General features: G+C 60.3%; 16 protein-coding genes. 14 read left to right on the top strand and 2 right to left on the bottom strand.

The window, feature by feature from the left end; all coding sequences use genetic code 11:
• The first annotated feature begins 42 nt into the window (after positions 1–42).
• The 7 genes from KGA89_RS11680 (at position 43) to KGA89_RS11650 (ending at position 6440) form a co-directional block, all read left to right on the top strand.
• Positions 43–1392 (top strand): APC family permease, encoded by a 1350-nt coding sequence (locus tag KGA89_RS11680; protein ID WP_003200017.1) that lies wholly within the window; start codon positions 43–45, stop codon positions 1390–1392.
• 110 nt (positions 1393–1502) lie between these two features.
• The gene (locus KGA89_RS11675) at positions 1503–2519 is read left to right on the top strand and encodes an arginine N-succinyltransferase (protein ID WP_223471611.1); all 1017 of its coding nucleotides are present in this window, start codon (positions 1503–1505) and stop codon (positions 2517–2519) included.
• Between the two features lie 61 nt (positions 2520–2580).
• Positions 2581–3615: an arginine N-succinyltransferase gene (gene astA / locus KGA89_RS11670; RefSeq protein ID WP_223471610.1), complete on the top strand. Its 1035-nt coding sequence runs from the start codon at positions 2581–2583 to the stop codon at positions 3613–3615.
• A 140-nt stretch (positions 3616–3755) separates the two neighbouring features.
• Entirely contained in the window at positions 3756–4529 is a 774-nt protein-coding gene (locus KGA89_RS11665) for a hypothetical protein (RefSeq protein WP_223471609.1), read from the top strand.
• Entirely contained in the window at positions 4526–5167 is a 642-nt protein-coding gene (locus tag KGA89_RS11660) for a transposase (protein WP_223471608.1), read from the top strand. The genes KGA89_RS11665 and KGA89_RS11660 overlap by 4 nt, the downstream gene beginning before the upstream one ends.
• A 35-nt stretch (positions 5168–5202) precedes the next feature.
• Complete coding sequence (locus KGA89_RS11655) at positions 5203–5385, top strand: hypothetical protein (protein ID WP_003200007.1); 183 nt, start codon at positions 5203–5205, stop codon at positions 5383–5385.
• A 185-nt stretch (positions 5386–5570) separates the two neighbouring features.
• The gene (locus KGA89_RS11650; RefSeq protein ID WP_003200006.1) at positions 5571–6440 is read left to right on the top strand and encodes an oxaloacetate decarboxylase; all 870 of its coding nucleotides are present in this window, start codon (positions 5571–5573) and stop codon (positions 6438–6440) included.
• Positions 6441–6482: 42 nt separating this feature from the next.
• On the opposite strand, the gene KGA89_RS11645 is transcribed toward KGA89_RS11650, so the two are convergent.
• On the bottom strand, positions 6483–7712 hold the full coding sequence (locus tag KGA89_RS11645; RefSeq protein ID WP_223471607.1) for an acyl-CoA dehydrogenase: 1230 nt from the start codon (positions 7710–7712) through the stop codon (positions 6483–6485).
• A gap of 176 nt (positions 7713–7888) precedes the next feature.
• Between KGA89_RS11645 and KGA89_RS11640 the strand changes: the two genes are divergently transcribed.
• The 3 genes from KGA89_RS11640 to KGA89_RS11630 all read left to right on the top strand — a co-directional run bounded on the left by KGA89_RS11640 (position 7889) and on the right by KGA89_RS11630 (position 10396).
• Positions 7889–8818, top strand: a complete 930-nt coding sequence (locus tag KGA89_RS11640) for a LysR family transcriptional regulator (RefSeq protein WP_003200002.1) — start codon at positions 7889–7891, stop codon at positions 8816–8818.
• 122 nt (positions 8819–8940) lie between these two features.
• Positions 8941–9342, top strand: coding sequence for a MerR family transcriptional regulator (locus KGA89_RS11635; protein WP_003200000.1), 402 nt, complete (start codon positions 8941–8943; stop codon positions 9340–9342).
• 154 nt (positions 9343–9496) lie between these two features.
• A complete protein-coding gene (locus tag KGA89_RS11630; RefSeq protein WP_223471606.1) occupies positions 9497–10396 on the top strand; it encodes a hydroxymethylglutaryl-CoA lyase in 900 nt (299 codons plus the stop codon).
• Between the two features lie 654 nt (positions 10397–11050).
• Here the strand turns inward: KGA89_RS11630 and KGA89_RS11625 are convergent.
• Positions 11051–12748 (bottom strand): AMP-binding protein, encoded by a 1698-nt coding sequence (locus tag KGA89_RS11625; RefSeq protein ID WP_223471605.1) that lies wholly within the window; start codon positions 12746–12748, stop codon positions 11051–11053.
• Between the two features lie 210 nt (positions 12749–12958).
• Between KGA89_RS11625 and KGA89_RS11620 the strand changes: the two genes are divergently transcribed.
• From KGA89_RS11620 to KGA89_RS11605, 4 genes are read left to right on the top strand one after another with little or no spacing between them, the layout of a single operon-like run.
• Entirely contained in the window at positions 12959–14122 is a 1164-nt protein-coding gene (locus KGA89_RS11620; RefSeq protein ID WP_003199994.1) for an isovaleryl-CoA dehydrogenase, read from the top strand.
• Positions 14123–14133: 11 nt separating this feature from the next.
• Positions 14134–15741, top strand: a complete 1608-nt coding sequence (locus KGA89_RS11615; RefSeq protein ID WP_223471604.1) for a carboxyl transferase domain-containing protein — start codon at positions 14134–14136, stop codon at positions 15739–15741.
• A 13-nt stretch (positions 15742–15754) separates the two neighbouring features.
• Entirely contained in the window at positions 15755–16573 is an 819-nt protein-coding gene (locus tag KGA89_RS11610; protein WP_223471603.1) for a gamma-carboxygeranoyl-CoA hydratase, read from the top strand.
• Complete coding sequence (locus KGA89_RS11605) at positions 16570–18519, top strand: acetyl/propionyl/methylcrotonyl-CoA carboxylase subunit alpha (RefSeq protein ID WP_223471602.1); 1950 nt, start codon at positions 16570–16572, stop codon at positions 18517–18519. Before KGA89_RS11610 ends, KGA89_RS11605 begins: the two co-directional genes overlap by 4 nt.
• Positions 18520–18526: the final 7 nt, after the last annotated feature.

Here is an 18526-nt window from a genome sequence, read left to right as displayed (position 1 = left end):
AGCAAGCAAGAGCAACCCCACAGCTGAAAAGGAAAACGGCTCATGAGCATTGAGGCATTTGGCTACAAACAGGAATTGAAACGCGGCCTGTCGCTGACAGACCTGGTGGTATACGGGATGATTTTCATGATCCCCATCGCCCCGTTCGGCGTGTATGGCTATGTCAACGCCGAGGCACCGGGGATGGTGCCGCTGGCGTACATCATCGGCATGGTGGCGATGCTGTTTACTGCCTTGAGCTACGGCAGCATGGCCCGGGCCTTTCCGGTGGCAGGTTCGGTCTATTCCTACGCGCAACGGGGCCTTAACCCACACGTTGGCTTCATTGCCGGTTGGCTGATGCTGCTGGACTACCTGCTGATCCCGCCGCTGCTCTATGTCTACGCCGCCATGGCGCTGAACCATCTGTACCCGGACATCCCCAAGGTCGGTTTCATCCTGGCCTTCCTGGTGAGCGCGACCTTCGTCAACCTGCGGGGCATCACCTTCACCGCTCGGATGAATATCATTTTCCTGCTGGCGCAACTGGTGGTGCTGGGGATTTTCCTGTTCTACGCCTGGAATGCCCTGCACGGTGGTGCCGGTAACGGCCAACTGACCCTGGCACCGCTTTACAGCCCCGAACATTTCAACTTCGCCCTGCTGATGCAAGCCGTGTCCATCGCGGTATTGTCGTTCCTGGGCTTCGACGCCATTTCCACCCTGGCTGAAGAGATCAAGGACGACCCGGGCCGCAGCGTCGGCAAGGCTGCCCTGGTGACCTTGCTGGTGATGGGAGCGATCTTCGTGGTGCAGACCTGGATCGCCACGGACCTGGCCGCCGGCATGGGTTTCAAGTCCGCCGACACCGCATTCTATGAAATCGCCGAATTGGCAGCCGGCAGCTGGCTGGCCACCTTGACCGCGGTTGCCACGGCCCTGGCCTGGGGCGTGGCCGTGGCGATCACTTCGCAGGCGGCGGTATCGCGCCTGTTGTTCGGCATGGCCCGGGACGGCCAGTTGCCCAAGGTGCTGGCCAAGGTCCATCCGAAACACAACACCCCGTACCTGAGCATCTACCTGGTGGCAGTGCTGTCGCTGTTGATCTGCTACCTGTTCATCGACGCCGTGGACACCCTCACCTCCCTGGTCAACTTCGGTGCCCTGAGCGGCTTCATGTTGCTGCACATCACCGTCATCAACCATTACTGGCGTCGCCAGCAGTCCGGCCAACTGATTCGCCACTTGATTTGCCCGCTGATCGGCTTCGTGATCGTCGCGGCCATCATGTACAACATGGGCGTGGCTGCGCAGAAGCTCGGCCTGATCTGGATCGCCGCGGGCGTGATCTATCTGTGTGTGCTCAACAAATTCGGCAACCCTACCGCCGTGCCCGATCCGGCCGGTCAGTGAGGGCCGGCGGCCGAAGGACTCGGCCAACCGTGGTTACAACGCGTGGACATCGACAGTGATCGTCAAGCCCAGTGCTGGTCATCGGGCTCTCTGGAACAGGAGTGCAATCCATGCTGGCCTTACGTCCAGTTCAATTAACCGATCTGCCGCAACTGCAACAACTGGCCCGTGACAGCCTGGTGGGTGTCACGTCGCTGCCGGACGATACCGCGCGCCTGGAGGAAAAGATCCTCGACTCGTGCGCCTCGTTCGAGGCCGATGTGCAGGGCCCTGGCGCGGAGAATTATTTTTTTGTCCTGGAGGACCTGGAATCCGGGCGCCTGGTCGGTTGTTCGGAAATTCTCTCCAGCACCGGGTGCAACGAACCGTTCTACAGCCTGCGCAACCGGCCGTTTTCCAGCGAATCCCGGGAGCTGAACATCCAGCATGGCGTGCCCGCGCTGTCGCTGTGCCAGGACCTCAACGGACAGACGCTGCTACGTGGCTTCCACATCGACGCCGAGCGGGTGCGCACGCCGGAATCGGAGCTGCTGTCCCGGGCCCGACTGATGTTCATCGCCGCCCATCCCCAGCGCTTTGCCGAATCGGTCATCACCGAAATCGTCGGTTTCAGCAGCGAGGACGGCCAGTCGCCGTTCTGGGACGCCATCGGCCAGCACTTCTTCGACCTGCCCTACCTCGAAGCCGAACGGTTGTGTGGCTTGCAGAGCCGAACCTTTCTCGCCGAGCTGATGCCGCAATACCCGATCTACGTACCCATGCTGCCGCCAGCCGCCCAGGCCTGCATCGGCCGGGTGCATCCCGACGGCCAGGAAGCCTTCGACATCCTGGCGCGCGAGGGTTTCGAGACCAACAGCTACGTCGATATCTTCGACGGTGGGCCGACCTTGCATGCCCGTATCGCCAACGTCCGCACCATCACGCAAAGTCGGAGCGCCACGGCCCGGCAAAGCCTGCAGATCGATGCCAGAGGCCGTTACCTGGTGAGTAACGACCGTCTGGGAAACTACCGGGCCATCGTCGCCGAGCTGGACGTCAACGCCGAAGGCCCCGTGGCCCTGTCGCCCGACATGCTGGTCGCCCTGGGCGTCACGGATGGCGAGCGGATCCGGGTGGTTGCCCTATGAAACTCACTCGATCCCGTGGCACGCATCGACGCTTGGACCGACACAATGAAGGAGCTGCAGCATGATTGTCCGTCCGGTCGCCACTACCGATCTGCCCGCGTTGCTGGACCTGGCCCGTTGCGCAGGTCCCGGCTTCACCAGCCTGCCGGCCAACGAAGAGCGCCTGGCCCACCGCATTCGCTGGGCCCAACGAACTTTTGCCGGGCAAGTCGAACGTGCCGACGCCGATTACCTGTTCGTGCTCGAAGACGATGACCGGCAGGTGCTAGGTATCAGTGCCCTGACCGGCGCGGTCGGGCTGCGCGAGCCCTGGTACAACTATCGGGTCGGGCTGACGGTCAGCTCGGCGCCAGAGCTGGGGATCCAGCGGCAGATCCCGACCCTGTTCCTCAACAACGAGATGTCCGGGCAATCGGAAATCTGCTCGTTGTTCCTGCACCCCGAGCAACGTCGCGGTCACAACGGACGCCTGCTGTCCCTGGCGCGCTTGCTGTTCGTGGCCGAGTTCTCCCAGCTGTTCGGCGAAAAACTGATCGCCGAACTGCGTGGCCATGCCGACGAACGAGGCTGTTCGCCGTTCTGGGACAGCCTGGGACGGCATTTTTTCAAGAAGGACTTCAGCTATGCCGATCAGCTGTCCGGCATGGGCAACAAGTCGTTCATCGCCGAGCTGATGCCACGCCAACCGCTGTACACCTGCCTGCTCACCGAACAGGCCCAGGCGGTGATCGGCAAGGCTCACCCGAACACCGAGCCGGCCCTGAAGATCCTCAGTGCCGAAGGTTTCAGCCATAAGGGCTACATCGACATCTTTGACGGCGGCCCGGTGATCGAGGCGCCAGTGTCGAAGATCCGTACCGTGCGCGACAGCCAGATGCTGACCCTGGTCATTGGCACCCCGGACGAACAGGCACCGGTCTGGCTGATTCACAATCGGCGCCTGGAAAACTGCCGCGTCACCAGCGCTCGCGCACACCTGCATGGCCACAAGCTGCTCGTTGATCGCCTCACCGCCAAACGCCTGCAAGTGCAACCGGGTGATACGGTGCGGGCCGTGGCATTGCCCAGGCAGGGGCAACAGGCGGTGGCGGCGTAGCCAAAGGTACCGCCCGACCTTGGATATTCAATACATAAGAACTTCGTTAATCAGCAATACTTCTCCACAATTGCATAATTGCCACTTACCTACTCGGGACCCATACTTTCGCGCATCGCCCCACTGTAACGACAATATTCATGATCAAGAATCTGATTGCTACACGAATACCGCTCGAACGCATAGCGGAGAAAATCAAGACATTAGACATGACCGCGCAAGTCAAACAATTGATCGCCGATCTGGATATACAACACAACGTTGCCACGGCACAGTCTCGACGCGCGGCCATCATGAACATGACCAACCCGCATACCGGGACCATCACGCTGCATTGCACGAGCGTGGGCAATATCAGTATCAAGGCACCAGCATCTAACACCGCCTCTTCGCAACTGTACTCGGTGCCCGGTCAAAGTATTCTATTCGCACTTGATCAGCCTTTCGAAATCCAGCAATACACCCTCAAAACGCATCAACTTGAAAAAACCGACACCTCGATCATCGACAACTGCAATCCGCTGATCATTGATGGCAATCGAACCTTATTCGACTATTCTCAAAGGGGCGAAAAACAACCTGCATTGATTGGCAGAATTAATTTCCCCGACCGCAGTGCAGACATCAACGTATTTGATCCTGTCTCATTGCGCAAAACAGCCTGGCTGCCTCAAGACAATAGTACCGCCCGGTACCTGTTGAGCCTCGAATTACTCGAAACGATCCAGGACCCGGAAGGTGTCAGGGTTGCCGGGGAGCTGATCTACCATTATCACCCTGCCGTGGCATGGAAAGCCTTCCAGATGCTTTATCGGGCTGACCCGCAAAACGCGTTGAGTTACGTCCCGTCGCTGAAAAAACGCAAGGACGCACGCCTGGACAATTTGCTCCGTCCACTGGAGCTGGCGGCATGAACCTGGAAACGTTTGTCGAGCGACTGAACACTTATGACCTGCTGCGAGACAAAACCAGGATCATTGCAGACTTGCGCCAACTGGCCAACAACCGTTGTCTATTGAGCGATCATCTTTATACCACCCTCCAGCGAGACGGTTTTAGTACGCGCAACAGCCTCTATAACGCCTATGGTTTTGTACTGCACAAGAATGATTCATTCACCCTTCGCCTGGGATTCTGGTCGCCGGTAGAGACTCATGATGAAAGCGAAACATTCATTTATAACCTGAACCACAGTCACGACTTTGAAATGTATGCAGTCGGCTACAGCGGAGATGGCTACACCACCATTACACGCGAAATACTTGATGATCTACCGCTGCAAAAAGGTAAAAAACCCAGGTTGGGTAAAGTGCGAAAACTTAAACTTGCGCCAGGTGAAGTCCTGCACATGCCTGCACTACAGGAAATCCACAAGCAAATCGCCCCGAAGTCAATGTCCGCTTCATTGAGTGTACTTATTCATCCTAAACACCTGGTCAAGATCGACGAAGCTTGGTGTTTCGATAAAAATTACAGACCGCTTTACCCCGGCATCGCTGCGCCAGAGATCGCACTGTTTACAGAGACGCTGTCACAGCTCAATGCCAGCTAGTCATTCGCTGTCCAACAACTAAAGAAGGAGAAACCATGAATAACCTGATGAAAGACTGGGATGAAACCCCATTACTGCGGGCGGGTACCAATGTGGTCGATACCGCCATGCAGTTAACCAACGAAATCCACTGCACGCTCCCCGGCTTCCCGACGCGCTTCAACGTCGGAAACATCCATGAGATCAAGCAGTTCTGGAGCCTACCGACCGAAGACTGAATAGTTTGAAATGGGCTTTTTTTGCCCGGCTGCAGACTTTCCGGGCCTGCAGCCTTCTTTCGATGCCATAACGGCATCACCCATACACATTCGTCATCATCTTTGCGCCTGCCACGTGATAGCCTTTGGATCTTTCGGCGTTGACACTTTTGCTCAAGCCTTTCCATTCCATTGGTGGAACTCATATGTCCAGGCTTTCCCATCAAGATTTACGTCGTAACTTTCGCCAATTGCTGGCTTCCAACACCTGCTACCACACCGCCTCGGTGTTTGACCCGATGTCGGCGCGCATTGCCGCTGACCTGGGTTTCGAAGTAGGCATCCTGGGAGGCTCGGTGGCATCGTTGCAAGTATTGGGCGCGCCGGACTTCGCCCTGATCACCCTCAGCGAATTTGCCGAACAGGCCACCCGCATCGGCCGCGTGGCCCAACTGCCGGTCATTGCCGACGCCGACCACGGCTATGGCAATGCCCTGAACGTGATGCGCACCATCGTTGAACTGGAACGGGCCGGCATCGCGGCGCTGACCATCGAGGACACCTTGCTGCCGGCCCAGTTCGGGCGTAAATCCACCGACCTGATCGGCGTAGCCGAAGGTGTCGGCAAGATTCGTGCGGCGCTGGAGGCGCGAGTCGATCCGGAAATGGCGATCATCGCCCGGACCAACGCCGCGATTCTGCCGGTCCAGGAAATCATCAGCCGTACCCAGCAATATGAGCGTGCCGGGGCGGACGGGATTTGCATGGTGGGCGTGCAAGACTTCGATCATCTGGAGAAGATCAGCGAAAACCTGACGGTGCCGCTGATGCTTGTCACTTATGGCAACCCGTTGCTGCGCGACGACAAGCGCCTGGCCGAGTTGGGTGTGCGCGTGACCATCGACGGCCACGGCGCCTATTTCGCCGCGATCAAGGCGACCTACGACAGCCTTCGCGAACAACGGCAGATCTTCACCCAGGCTTCGGACCTGAGCGCCACCGAACTGACCCACACCTACACCCAGCCCGAGGACTACATCCGCTGGGCCGAGGAATACATGAGCGTCAAGGAGTAAGCGGACTCGCTCCCACAGGATTAGCCTGTGGTGGGCCAGATCCTAGCCCTTGCTGCGCAACATTTCCCTGGGCACATACTTGCCGATCTCGAACTTGCCGATGGCCGCGCGGTGGACTTCATCCGGGCCGTCGGCCAGGCGCAGGGTGCGTTGCATGGCGTACATGTAGGCCAGCGGGAAATCGTTGGAGACCCCGGCACCACCGTGGATCTGGATCGCCCGATCAATGACCTTCAAGGCCACGTTCGGCGCGACGACCTTGATCTGGGCGATTTCGCTCTTCGCCACTTTATTACCGACCGTGTCCATCATGTACGCCGCCTTCAACGTCAGCAGGCGCGCCATGTCGATTTCCATCCGCGAGTCGGCAATCTTGTCGATGTTACCGCCAAGACGCGCCAACGGCTGGCCGAAGGCCGTGCGACTGACGGCACGCTTGCACATCAACTCCAATGCGCGCTCGGCCATGCCGATGGAACGCATGCAGTGATGAATCCGGCCCGGGCCAAGGCGACCCTGGGCAATTTCAAAGCCACGTCCTTCACCCAACAGGACGTTTTCGTACGGCACCCGCACGTTCTCGAACAGCACTTCGGCATGCCCGTGCGGCGCATCGTCGTAGCCGAACACCGGCAGCGGCCGGACGATCTTGACGCCAGGGGTGTCCACTGGCACCAGGATCATCGAGTGCTGGGCATGGCGTGGCGCATCAGGGTTGCTCAGGCCCATGAAGATCAGGATCTTGCAGCGCGGGTCGCAGGCTCCTGAGGTCCACCACTTCTTGCCATTGATGACCCACTGGTCGCCGTCGCGCTCGGCACGGGCGGCCATGTTGGTGGCGTCCGAAGAGGCAACGTCCGGCTCGGTCATGGCAAAAGCCGAGCGGATCTCGCCGCGCAGCAGTGGCTCGAGCCAGCGTTGCTTTTGTTCTTCATTGGCGTAGCGCACCAGCACTTCCATGTTGCCGGTGTCCGGCGCCGAGCAATTGAACGGCTCCGGCCCCAGCAACGAGCGCCCCATGATCTCTGCCAGCGGTGCGTATTCCAGGTTGGTCAGGCCGGCACCCAGTTCGGACTCAGGCAGAAACAGGTTCCACAGGCCTTCTGCCTTGGCCTTGGTCTTGAGCTCTTCCATGATGGCCGTGGGTTGCCAGCGGTCGCCTTCGGCCACTTGCCGCTCGAACACTGCTTCGGCCGGGTAGACATAGGCATCCATGAACGCCGTGACGCGTTCACGCAGTTCCTGAACCTTGGGGGAATAGGCAAAATCCATGAGCAGCACCTTCTTGGCAGAGGTTGTTTAGGTCATGAAATCGATGCTAGTTCAGCTACGAAAATTTACCTAACCTATTCTCGGCGTGTATTAACATTCATCACCGATATATGTTTCACTGATTCTCATCGCCACCCGGCACCTCACAACAAGCCCAAGAATAAGAGTGCAGCGCCATGAATCTGAGCAAGGTCGACCTCAACCTTTTCATTGTCTTCGATGCGATCTACACCGAAGCCAACCTGACCCGCGCCGGGCAGATCGTCGGCATCACTCAGCCGGCCGTGTCCAATGCCCTGGCGCGTCTGCGGGAAACCTTCAACGACCCGCTCTTCGTGCGCACCGCCCAGGGGATGGTGCCGACGCCCATGGCCCAGAACATCATCGGTCCGGTGCGCAACGCCCTGTCGCTGCTGCGGGTGTCGGTGCAGGAAAGCCGGATCTTCAACCCGTTGCAGGCCGTCAAGACCTACCGCATCAGCATGACCGACCTCACCGAAGGCGTAATCCTGCCGCTGCTGTTCCAGCGCCTGCGTCGCCTGGCACCGACCGTGGCGATCGAGAGTTTCCTGTCCAAGCGCCGTGAAACCACCAAGGAGCTGGCCGCCGGCCGCCTCGACTTCGCGGTGGACGCACCGCTCAACACCGACCCGCAGGTACGCCACGTCAAGTTGATGGAAGATCGCTACGTGTGCGCCATGCGCAAGGGTCATCCGTTGGCGGGCAAGGAAAAAATCAGCCTCGATGATTACCTGGCGCAGACCCACGTGCATATTTCCAGCCGCCGCAACGGGCTGGGTTATGTCGACCTGGCCCTCGGCAAGATGGGTATCCAGCGCAAGATCGCCCTGCGCTCCCAGCATTACCTGATGGCCTCCCAGGTCCTGCAACAAACGGACATGGTCATGACCGTCCCCGAGCGCTTTGCCCGTCGCCACGATCTGCACGCCTTCCTGTTACCGGTCAACGATGTGCCGCCGGTGGAAACCCACCTCTACTGGCACGAAAGCACCGACCAGGACCCGGCCAACCGCTGGATGCGCGAGCAGATGATCGAGCTGTGCCAGCAGGTGACGGCCCATGAGAAGAAGCTCGACAAGGTTTAGGCGATCAAAATTGTGGGAGCGAGCTTGCTCCCACAGTTTTTGTGTGCAGAAACCTCATTGCTTGACGCGAACGTCAACCTGCCTTTAGCTTAGCGCCAGCCCCTTTCGTTTCGAGCGCTTCCATGAGCAGCCAGACCTACAGCATCTCCGACCTCGCCCGCGAACTGGATATCACCACCCGGGCCATCCGCTTCTATGAAGAACAAGGCCTGTTGAGCCCGGAGCGACGGGGCCAGGAGCGCATTTACTCGCCGCGGGACAAGGTCAGCCTGAAGCTGATCCTGCGCGGCAAGCGCATTGGTTTTTCCCTGGCCGAGTGCCGCGAGCTGATCGAACTCTACGACCCCTCCAGCGGCAATCAGAAACAGCTGCACAGCATGCTGGCGAAAATCACCGAGCGCCGGGAACAGCTCGAACAGCAATTGCTGGACATCGAACAGATGAAGCTGGAACTCGACACCGCCGAAGAACGCTGCATCCAGGCGCTGGAGCAGACGATCAAGGGCGAGGAAATCGTCCAGTAACACAACATGCCCCCTGTGGGAGCGAGCCTGCTCGCGATAGCGATGTAACTGACAACATCAATGTTGACTGACATACCGCTATCGCGAGCAGGCTCGCTCCCACAGGGGCAGCATCGTTCTCGATATATTGGCAACTCACTACAGGTCAACCCCCATGTCCCTCCCCTCCTTTGTACGCCTGATCGAAGTCGGCCCCCGTGACGGGCTGCAGAATGAAGCCCAACCCATCAGCGTCGCCGACAAGGTGCGCCTGGTGGATGCCTTGAGCGCCGCCGGCCTGGGCTACATCGAAGTCGGCAGTTTTGTCTCGCCCAAATGGGTGCCGCAAATGGCCGGTTCCGCCGAGGTGTTCGCGCAGATCCAGCGCAAGCCCGGTGTGACCTATGGCGCCCTGGCGCCGAACCTGCGAGGTTTTGAAGACGCGCTGGCAGCAGGTGTAAAAGAGGTGGCGGTGTTCGCCGCCGCGTCCGAAGCGTTTTCCCAGCGCAATATCAACTGCTCCATCAAGGACAGCCTGGAGCGCTTCGCGCCGATCATGGAAGCCGCCAAGCAGCACAGCGTCAGTGTGCGCGGCTACGTGTCCTGCGTGCTGGGCTGCCCGTATGAAGGGACGGTCAAGCCTGAACAGGTGGCCTGGGTCGCTCGGGAGCTGTATGCCATGGGCTGCTACGAGGTCTCCCTGGGCGACACCATCGGCACGGGCACCGCCGGGGCCACCCGCAGGATGTTTGAGGTGGTGGGCGCCGAAGTGCCTCGGGACAAGCTCGCCGGACACTTTCACGACACCTACGGCCAAGCCATGGCCAACGTATACGCCAGCCTGCTGGAAGGCATCGCGGTGTTCGACAGCTCCATCGCCGGCCTGGGCGGCTGCCCTTATGCCAAGGGCGCCAGCGGTAACGTTGCCACCGAAGACGTGCTGTACCTGCTCAATGGCTTGGGTATCGAAACCGGTGTCGACCTGGACGCCCTGATCGCCGCGGGTCGGCAGATCTGCGACGTGCTCGGTCGCCCTAGCGGTTCGCGTGTCGCCAAGGCCCGCAGCGCACAGTGAGGTGTTACCGCTGGCCTTGTAACAGCGGTGAAACGAGTAACACGGAAACAATTTGTCAGGTCTGGCGCGTCAGCTTTTTCGACGAAAAAATACAACCCATTGATTTATATAAATTTTTAAAAGTTGGCACGCCACCTGCTATATCTCTTGCATAACAAGAATAAAAAAACGCAGCAAACCCAATAAAAACAAGACGAAACGACTCTGACATAACAAAAACAACACGGCAGAGACGCAGCTAACAGATTTTTTTGGAGAGGATGTGCTTTTCAGGGTGCTTTCAGGAGCAACCCGCAACCGGGCAGAGAACAATAAAACTACCTTCAGGTAGCTCCCGAATCGGTTGGATCGCCAGGCGAAAAAGCAGATCAGCGCTCAAAAAAATACGTTTGCTCTTGATCCCGGATGGGGATCGCCAAAAACAGCGGTAAAGGGCAACGGCTGCCAAAAACAACAACAGGCCGCCCCTCAATAATAAAAAAAGAGCACGCGACGACAAAATTAAAGGGGAGCTTCGGCTCCCCTTTGTGCTGTCTGGGGTTTGGGTTTTTCTTCTGGGAGCGAGCTTGCTCGCGAAGAGGCCAGCCCATCCAACATCTTCATCGACTGTGACGCCGCTTTCGCGAGCAAGCCCGCTCCCACAGGGGATTTTGCTCAGCCTTCTCTATCGCGCAGTTCTTCGATGCTGATTTCGCGCATGCGGAATTTCTGGATCTTGCCGGTGACCGTCATGGGAAATTCTTCGACGAATTTGAAATGACGCGGCGTCTTGAAGTGAGCGATGCGCTCCTTGCACCAGGCCTGCAGTTCTTGCTCGGAGGCACTGTGGCCGGGATGAAACCTGATCCAGGCGACGATTTCCTCGCCATAGCGCGAACACGGGATGCCGATCACTTGCACGTCCGCCACCGCCGGGTGAGTGAAGAAGAACTCCTCCAGCTCACGCGGGTAAATATTCTCCCCGCCGCGGATGATCATATCCTTGTTGCGCCCGACGATGCGCACGTAGCCCTGCTCGTCCATGGTCGCCAGATCGCCCGTGTGCATCCAGCCATCCGGGTCGATGGCATCGGTGCTGCCCTTGGGGTTGTTCCAGTAACCGAGCATCACGCTGTAGCCACGGGTACACAACTCACCGACAGCATCACGCGGGACGATATTGCCGGCCTCATCAATAATTTTGCTTTCCAGTTGCGGCTGGGTACGGCCGACGGTGGTTACGCGCAGTTCCAGTTCGTCTGTAGGACCGGTCTGCAATGACACCGGGCTGGTTTCCGTCATGCCGTAGGCAATCTGCACTTCGGCCATGTGCATTTCGTTGATGACCCGTCGCATCACTTCGATGGGGCATGTGGCCCCGGCCATGATGCCAGTGCGCAGGCTGGACACGTCGAAGTCGCCCCGCTGCGGCTGGTCCAGCAGGGCGATGAACATGGTGGGCACGCCATACAGTGCCGTGGCTTTTTCCTCGGCCACGGCCTTGAGCGTCAGCAACGGGTCGAAGGCATCGCTGGGGTAGATCATGGTGCTGCCATGGGTCATGCAGCCCAGGTTGCCCATGACCATGCCGAAGCAATGGTAGAGCGGCACCGGGATCACCAGCCGATCGCCAGCCGTCAGGCCCAGGCTTTCGCCGACCATGTATCCGTTATTGAGAATGTTGTGATGACTGAGGGTGGCGCCCTTGGGGAAACCAGTGGTGCCGGAGGTGTACTGGATATTCACCGGTTGATCGGACCGCAGGCTGGATTGGCGTTCAGCCAGTTGTTCCGGCGTCACCGCCGCACCCAGGGCGGCCAGTTGCGACCAGGGCAGGAAACCTGATGGTGGCTGGGAATCGAGGCTGATCACACCGCGCAAATCCGGCAAGCGTTCGCTCTGCAGGTGGCCAATCGATTGCTCCGCCAGCTCTGGTACCAGCGCTTGCGACATGGCGTGATAATCCGAAGTCTTGAACGCCCCGGCACACACCAGCCATTGGCATCCGGATTGTTTCAGCACGTATTCGAGTTCAGAAACGCGATAGGCTGGATTGATGTTGACCAGAATGACGCCGATCTTCGCACTGGCGAACTGGCTGATGCACCACTGGGCGCAATTGGGCGCCCACACGCCAAGGCGATCGCCGGCTTTCAAGCCTAGCGCCAATAAGGCTCGGGCGTGCAGATCAACGGCGTCGGCCAGTTGTTGCCAGGTATAACGCAGCGATTGATGGCGAACCACCAACGCCTCGCCCTCGGGATAGCGGGCCACCGTCTGGTCGAAAACCTCGCCGATGGTTTGGGCCAGCAAAGCCTTGGCCTGGGAGCCACGGGTGTAGCTGAGCTGCGAATGCGAACCGGGTTGATCCATGACGCCCCCTCTTGTCTTTATTAGTGGGTGTAGCAGTGGAATCTCACGCACAGATGCCTTGGGTAAAGCTATTGAAGCGCACTTACTCTGGCTCAAGTTGACGTTAACGTAAAGGGCGATTGACAGCCTCTCATCACAAGCTTACGTTAACGTAAAGGTGAGAGCGATTCCGCCACTCTCCGCACCCGATAAAAAAGCCAAAGGTGTCCCATGAGCTACCCATCCCTGAACTTTGCCCTCGGCGAAACCATCGACATGTTGCGCGACCAGGTGCAGGCCTTCGTCAAGGCCGAACTGGCGCCGCGAGCAGCGCAGATCGATATCGATAACCTGTTTCCCGCCGACATGTGGCGCAAGTTCGGCGACATGGGCCTGCTGGGCATCACCGTACCGGAAGAATACGGCGGCGCTGGCCTGGGCTACCTGGCCCACGTAGTGGCAATGGAAGAAATCAGCCGCGGCTCGGCCTCGGTCGCCCTCTCCTACGGTGCCCACTCCAACCTCTGCGTGAACCAGATCAACCGCAACGGCAATCACGAACAGAAAACCAAATACCTGCCCAAGCTGATCAGCGGCGAACACATAGGTGCCCTGGCGATGAGCGAGCCGAACGCCGGCTCCGACGTGGTATCGATGAAACTGCGGGCCGACAAGCATGGCGACAAGTACGTGCTCAATGGCAGCAAGACCTGGATCACCAACGGCCCCGATGCCAATACCTACGTGATCTACGCCAAGACCGACCTGGAAAAAGGTCCCCATGGCATCACCGCCTTCATCGTCGAGCGCGACTGGAAAGGCTTCAGCCGCAGCAACAAATTCGACAAGCTCGGCATGCGCGGCTCCAACACCTGCGAGCTGTTTTTTGATGACGTCGAAGTGCCGGAAGAAAACATCCTCGGCGCACTCAACGGTGGCGTGAAAGTGCTGATGAGCGGGCTCGACTACGAGCGCGTCGTGCTCTCTGGCGGCCCGACCGGGATCATGCAGGCCTGCATGGACCTCATCGTGCCCTACATCCACGACCGCAAGCAGTTCGGCCAGAGCATTGGCGAATTCCAGCTGATCCAGGGCAAGGTCGCTGACATGTACACCCAGCTCAACGCCAGCCGCGCCTACCTGTATGCCGTGGCCCAGGCCTGCGAGCGCGGCGAAACCACCCGCAAGGACGCCGCCGGGGTGATCCTCTACAGCGCCGAACGCGCCACGCAAATGGCCCTCGACGCCATCCAGATCCTCGGCGGCAATGGCTACATCAATGAATTCCCGGCCGGTCGTCTGCTGCGTGACGCCAAGCTGTACGAAATCGGTGCTGGCACCAGTGAGATTCGTCGGATGTTGATCGGCCGCGAACTGTTCAACGAAACCCGCTAACGGAGCTGACCATGACCACGCTGCACACTCAGCTCAACCCGCGCTCGCCGGAGTTCATCGCCAACCGCGATGCGATGCTCGGACACGTCGAGGCCCTGCGCACACTGCTCGCGCAAATTCGCCAAGGCGGCGGTCCCAAGGCCCAGGAGCGGCACACCTCGCGAGGCAAGTTGTTGCCCCGTGAGCGCATCAACCGGCTGCTGGACCCGGGCTCGCCGTTTTTGGAAATCAGCCCATTGGCAGCCCATGAAGTCTATGGCGAAGACGTGCCGGCGGCTGGCGTGATTGCCGGCATCGGCCGAGTGGAAGGCGTCGAATGCATGATTGTCGCCAACGACGCGACGGTCAAAGGTGGCTCCTACTACCCGCTGACGGTAAAAAAACACCTGCGCGCCCAGACCATCGCCCAGCAGAACCGCCTGCCCTGCATTTACCTGGTGGACTCCGGCGGCGCCAACCTGCCGCGCCAGGACGAAGTGTTCCCGGACCGCGAGCACTTCGGCCGGATCTTCTTCAACCAGGCCAACATGAGTGCCCAGGGCATCCCGCAGATCGCCGTGGTCATGGGTTCCTGCACCGCCGGTGGCGCCTATGTGCCGGCCATGGCGGACGAGGCGATCATGGTTCGCCGGCAGGCGACGATTTTCCTCGCCGGCCCACCGTTGGTGAAAGCCGCCACCGGTGAGGTGGTCAGTGCCGAAGACCTGGGCGGCGCCGATGTGCACTGCAAGATCTCAGGCGTGGCCGACCATTACGCCGACAGCGACGAACATGCCCTGGCCCTGGCTCGCCGCAGCGTGGCCAACCTCAATTGGCGCAAACAGGGCGAGTTGCAGCATCGCCTGCCGATTGCCCCGCTTTACTCGGGCGACGAGTTGTACGGCGTGGTTTCGGCCGACGCCAAGCAGCCGTTCGATGTGCGGGAGGTGATCGCGCGCCTGGTGGACGGTTCGGTGTTCGACGAATTCAAGGCGCTGTTCGGAACGACGCTGGTGTGCGGCTTCGCCCATTTGCATGGCTACCCGATCGCGGTCCTGGCCAACAATGGCATTCTCTTCGCCGAAGCCGCGCAGAAAGGCGCGCACTTCATCGAACTGGCCTGCCAGCGCGGAATCCCCCTGCTGTTCCTGCAGAACATCACCGGTTTCATGGTCGGGCAGAAGTACGAAGCCGGCGGCATCGCCAAGCACGGGGCCAAACTGGTGACGGCCGTGGCCTGCGCCAAAGTGCCAAAATTCACCGTGATCATTGGCGGTAGTTTCGGCGCGGGTAACTACGGCATGTGCGGTCGCGCCTACGACCCGCGGTTCCTGTGGATGTGGCCGAACGCGCGGATTGGCGTGATGGGCGCCGAACAGGCGGCCGGCGTGCTGGTGCAGGTCAAGCGTGAACAAGCCGAACGCAGCGGCCACCCCTTCAGCGCCGAGCAGGAAGCCGAGATCAAGCAACCGATCCTCGATCAGTACGAAGAACAGGGTCACCCCTACTATTCCAGTGCCAGGCTATGGGACGACGGCGTCATCGACCCGGCCCAGACCCGCGATGTGCTGGGCCTGGCCTTGTCCGCGTCACTGAACGCGCCTATCGAACCGAGCCGCTTCGGCGTGTTCCGGATGTAAACGGGGAATGCCCATGGATAATTTCAACACCCTCGAACTGCACACCGACCCACGGGGCGTTGCCACCCTGTGGCTCAGCCGCGAGTCGAAAAACAACGCGTTCAACGCCGAAATGATCCGCGAACTGATCCTGGCGCTGGACCACGTCAGCAGCGATCCAACCTTGCGCTTCCTGCTGATCCGCGGTCGCGGCAAGCATTTCAGCGCCGGCGCTGACCTGGCCTGGATGCAGCAATCGGCCGAGCTCGACTACCACACCAACCTCGATGATGCCCGGGAACTGGCGGAGCTGATGTACAACCTCGCCAAGCTGAAGATTCCCACGCTTGCCGTCGTCCAGGGCGCCGCGTTCGGTGGCGCACTGGGGCTTATCAGCGCTTGTGACATGGCCATTGGCGCCGATGAAGCACAGTTCTGCCTGTCGGAAGTGCGCATTGGCCTGGCGCCAGCGGTGATCAGCCCGTTCGTGGTGCAAGCCATCGGCGAGCGTGCCGCGCGTCGTTATGCCCTGACGGCGGAACGCTTCGACGGGCAACGTGCGAAAGAAATCGGTTTGCTGTCGGAAAGCTACCCGGCCGAGGCCCTGGACCAGCAGGTCGAACAGTGGATCGACAACCTGCTGCTAAACAGCCCGGCGGCCATGCGCGCCAGTAAGGAACTGCTGCGTGAAGTCGGTAACGGCGCCCTTACCCCGGCGCTGCGGCGCTACACCGAAAACGCCATCGCCCGCATCCGCGTCAGCCCGGAGGGCCAGGAAGGCCTGCGGGCTTTCCTGCAAAAGCGTGCGCCAAACTGGCAAGCCGAATCGAATAACAAGGAGCCGCGTCGATGAACGCCCCTGCCCTAACCACGTTGCTGGTGGCCAACCGTGGCGAAATCGCCTGCCGCGTGATGCGCACCGCCAAGGCCATGGGCCTGACCACCGTTGCCGTCCACAGCGCCACCGACCGCGATGCCCGCCACAGCCGTGAAGCCGACATCCGCGTCGACCTGGGCGGCAGCAAGGCCGCCGACAGCTACCTGCAAATCGACAAACTGATCGCCGCAGCGAAAGCCAGCGGCGCCCAGGCCATCCATCCCGGTTATGGTTTTCTATCCGAGAACGCCGGGTTCGCCCGGGCGATTGAAAGCGCCGGGCTGATCTTCCTCGGCCCACCGGCCTCGGCCATCGATGCCATGGGCAGCAAATCGGCGGCCAAGACCTTGATGGAAACCGCCGGGGTGCCCCTGGTGCCCGGTTATCACGGCGAAGCCCAGGACCTGGAGAACTTTCGCGACGCCGCCGAGCACATCGGCTACCCGGTATTGCTCAAGGCCACGGCCGGCGGTGGTGGCAAGGGCATGAAAGTCGTCGAGGACGTCAGCCAACTGGCCGAAGCCCTGGCCTCGGCCCAGCGTGAAGCGCAGTCCTCGTTCGGCGACTCACGGATGCTGGTGGAAAAGTACCTGCTCAAGCCACGCCATGTGGAAATCCAGGTATTTGCCGACCGACACGGCAACTGCCTGTACCTCAACGAGCGCGATTGCTCGATCCAGCGCCGCCACCAGAAAGTGGTGGAAGAAGCCCCCGCCCCCGGCCTGACCCCGCAATTGCGCCAGGCCATGGGTGAAGCCGCCGTGCGCGCAGCCCAAGCGATTGGTTACGTCGGGGCCGGCACGGTGGAGTTCCTGCTGGATGCGCGGGGCGAATTCTTCTTCATGGAAATGAACACCCGCTTGCAGGTCGAGCATCCAGTCACCGAAGCGATCACCGGACTGGACCTGGTAGCCTGGCAGATCCGCGTCGCCCAAGGCGAACCTTTGTCGATCACTCAAGCGCAAGTGCCGCTGCTCGGTCACGCCATCGAAGTGCGGCTATATGCCGAAGACCCGGTCAACGATTTCCTGCCGGCCACCGGACGCCTTGCGTTGTATCGCGAATCGGCCGAGGGTCCGGGCCGACGGGTCGACAGCGGGGTTGAAGAAGGCGATGAAATCTCGCCGTTCTACGACCCGATGCTCGGCAAGCTGATTGCCTGGGGTGAAGACCGTGAGCAGGCGCGCTTGCGGCTGTTGAGCATGCTGGACGAATTTGCCATTGGCGGGCTGAAAACCAACATCGGGTTCCTGCGCCGAATCGTGGCCCACCCCGCCTTCGCGGCAGCAGAACTGGACACCGGATTTATCCCACGTTACCAGGCGCAATTGCTGCCAGAGCCGGGCGAATTGGATGATGCGTTCTGGTTCGCAGCCGCCCAGGGCTTCGCCTTGAGCCTGACACCGCGCGTGCGCTGCGATGATGTCGATTCGCCTTGGGCCAGCACCACCGGGCTGCGTCTGGGGCTGCCAAGGGAAACCACCTTGCACCTGAGCTGCGAAGGCCAGGATCGCGCGCTGACGCTGGACGTTAGCGCCCATTGCGCGGAACTCAAGGGCGAGCAACTGGTGATCGAGCACCACGGCATGCGCCGCAGTCATCGGGTCATTCGCCAAGGCGACAGCCTGTATCTGCAATGGGCGGGTGACCTGCACCGGATCGACCTGTACGACCCGTTGGCCGCCGCCGAGGCCAGCCACAGCCATCAAGGCGGCCTGGTCGCGCCCATGAACGGCAGTATCGTGCGGGTATTGGTGAGTGTCGGCCAGCCGGTAGAAGCCGGGGCTCAACTGGTGGTCCTGGAGGCCATGAAAATGGAGCACAGCATTCGTGCGCCCAAGGCCGGGGTGATCAAGGCGCTGTATTGCCAGGAAGGCGAAATGGTCAGCGAAGGCAGCGCCCTGGTGGCGTTCGAAGAATAGGCATCGG

The sequence above is a fragment of the Pseudomonas sp. A-RE-22 genome (assembly GCF_019956035.1).
Classification (GTDB): domain Bacteria; phylum Pseudomonadota; class Gammaproteobacteria; order Pseudomonadales; family Pseudomonadaceae; genus Aquipseudomonas; species Aquipseudomonas brassicacearum.
Note: the sequence above shows the minus strand (reverse complement) of the source record. Positions and strands in the feature narration are given on the sequence as shown.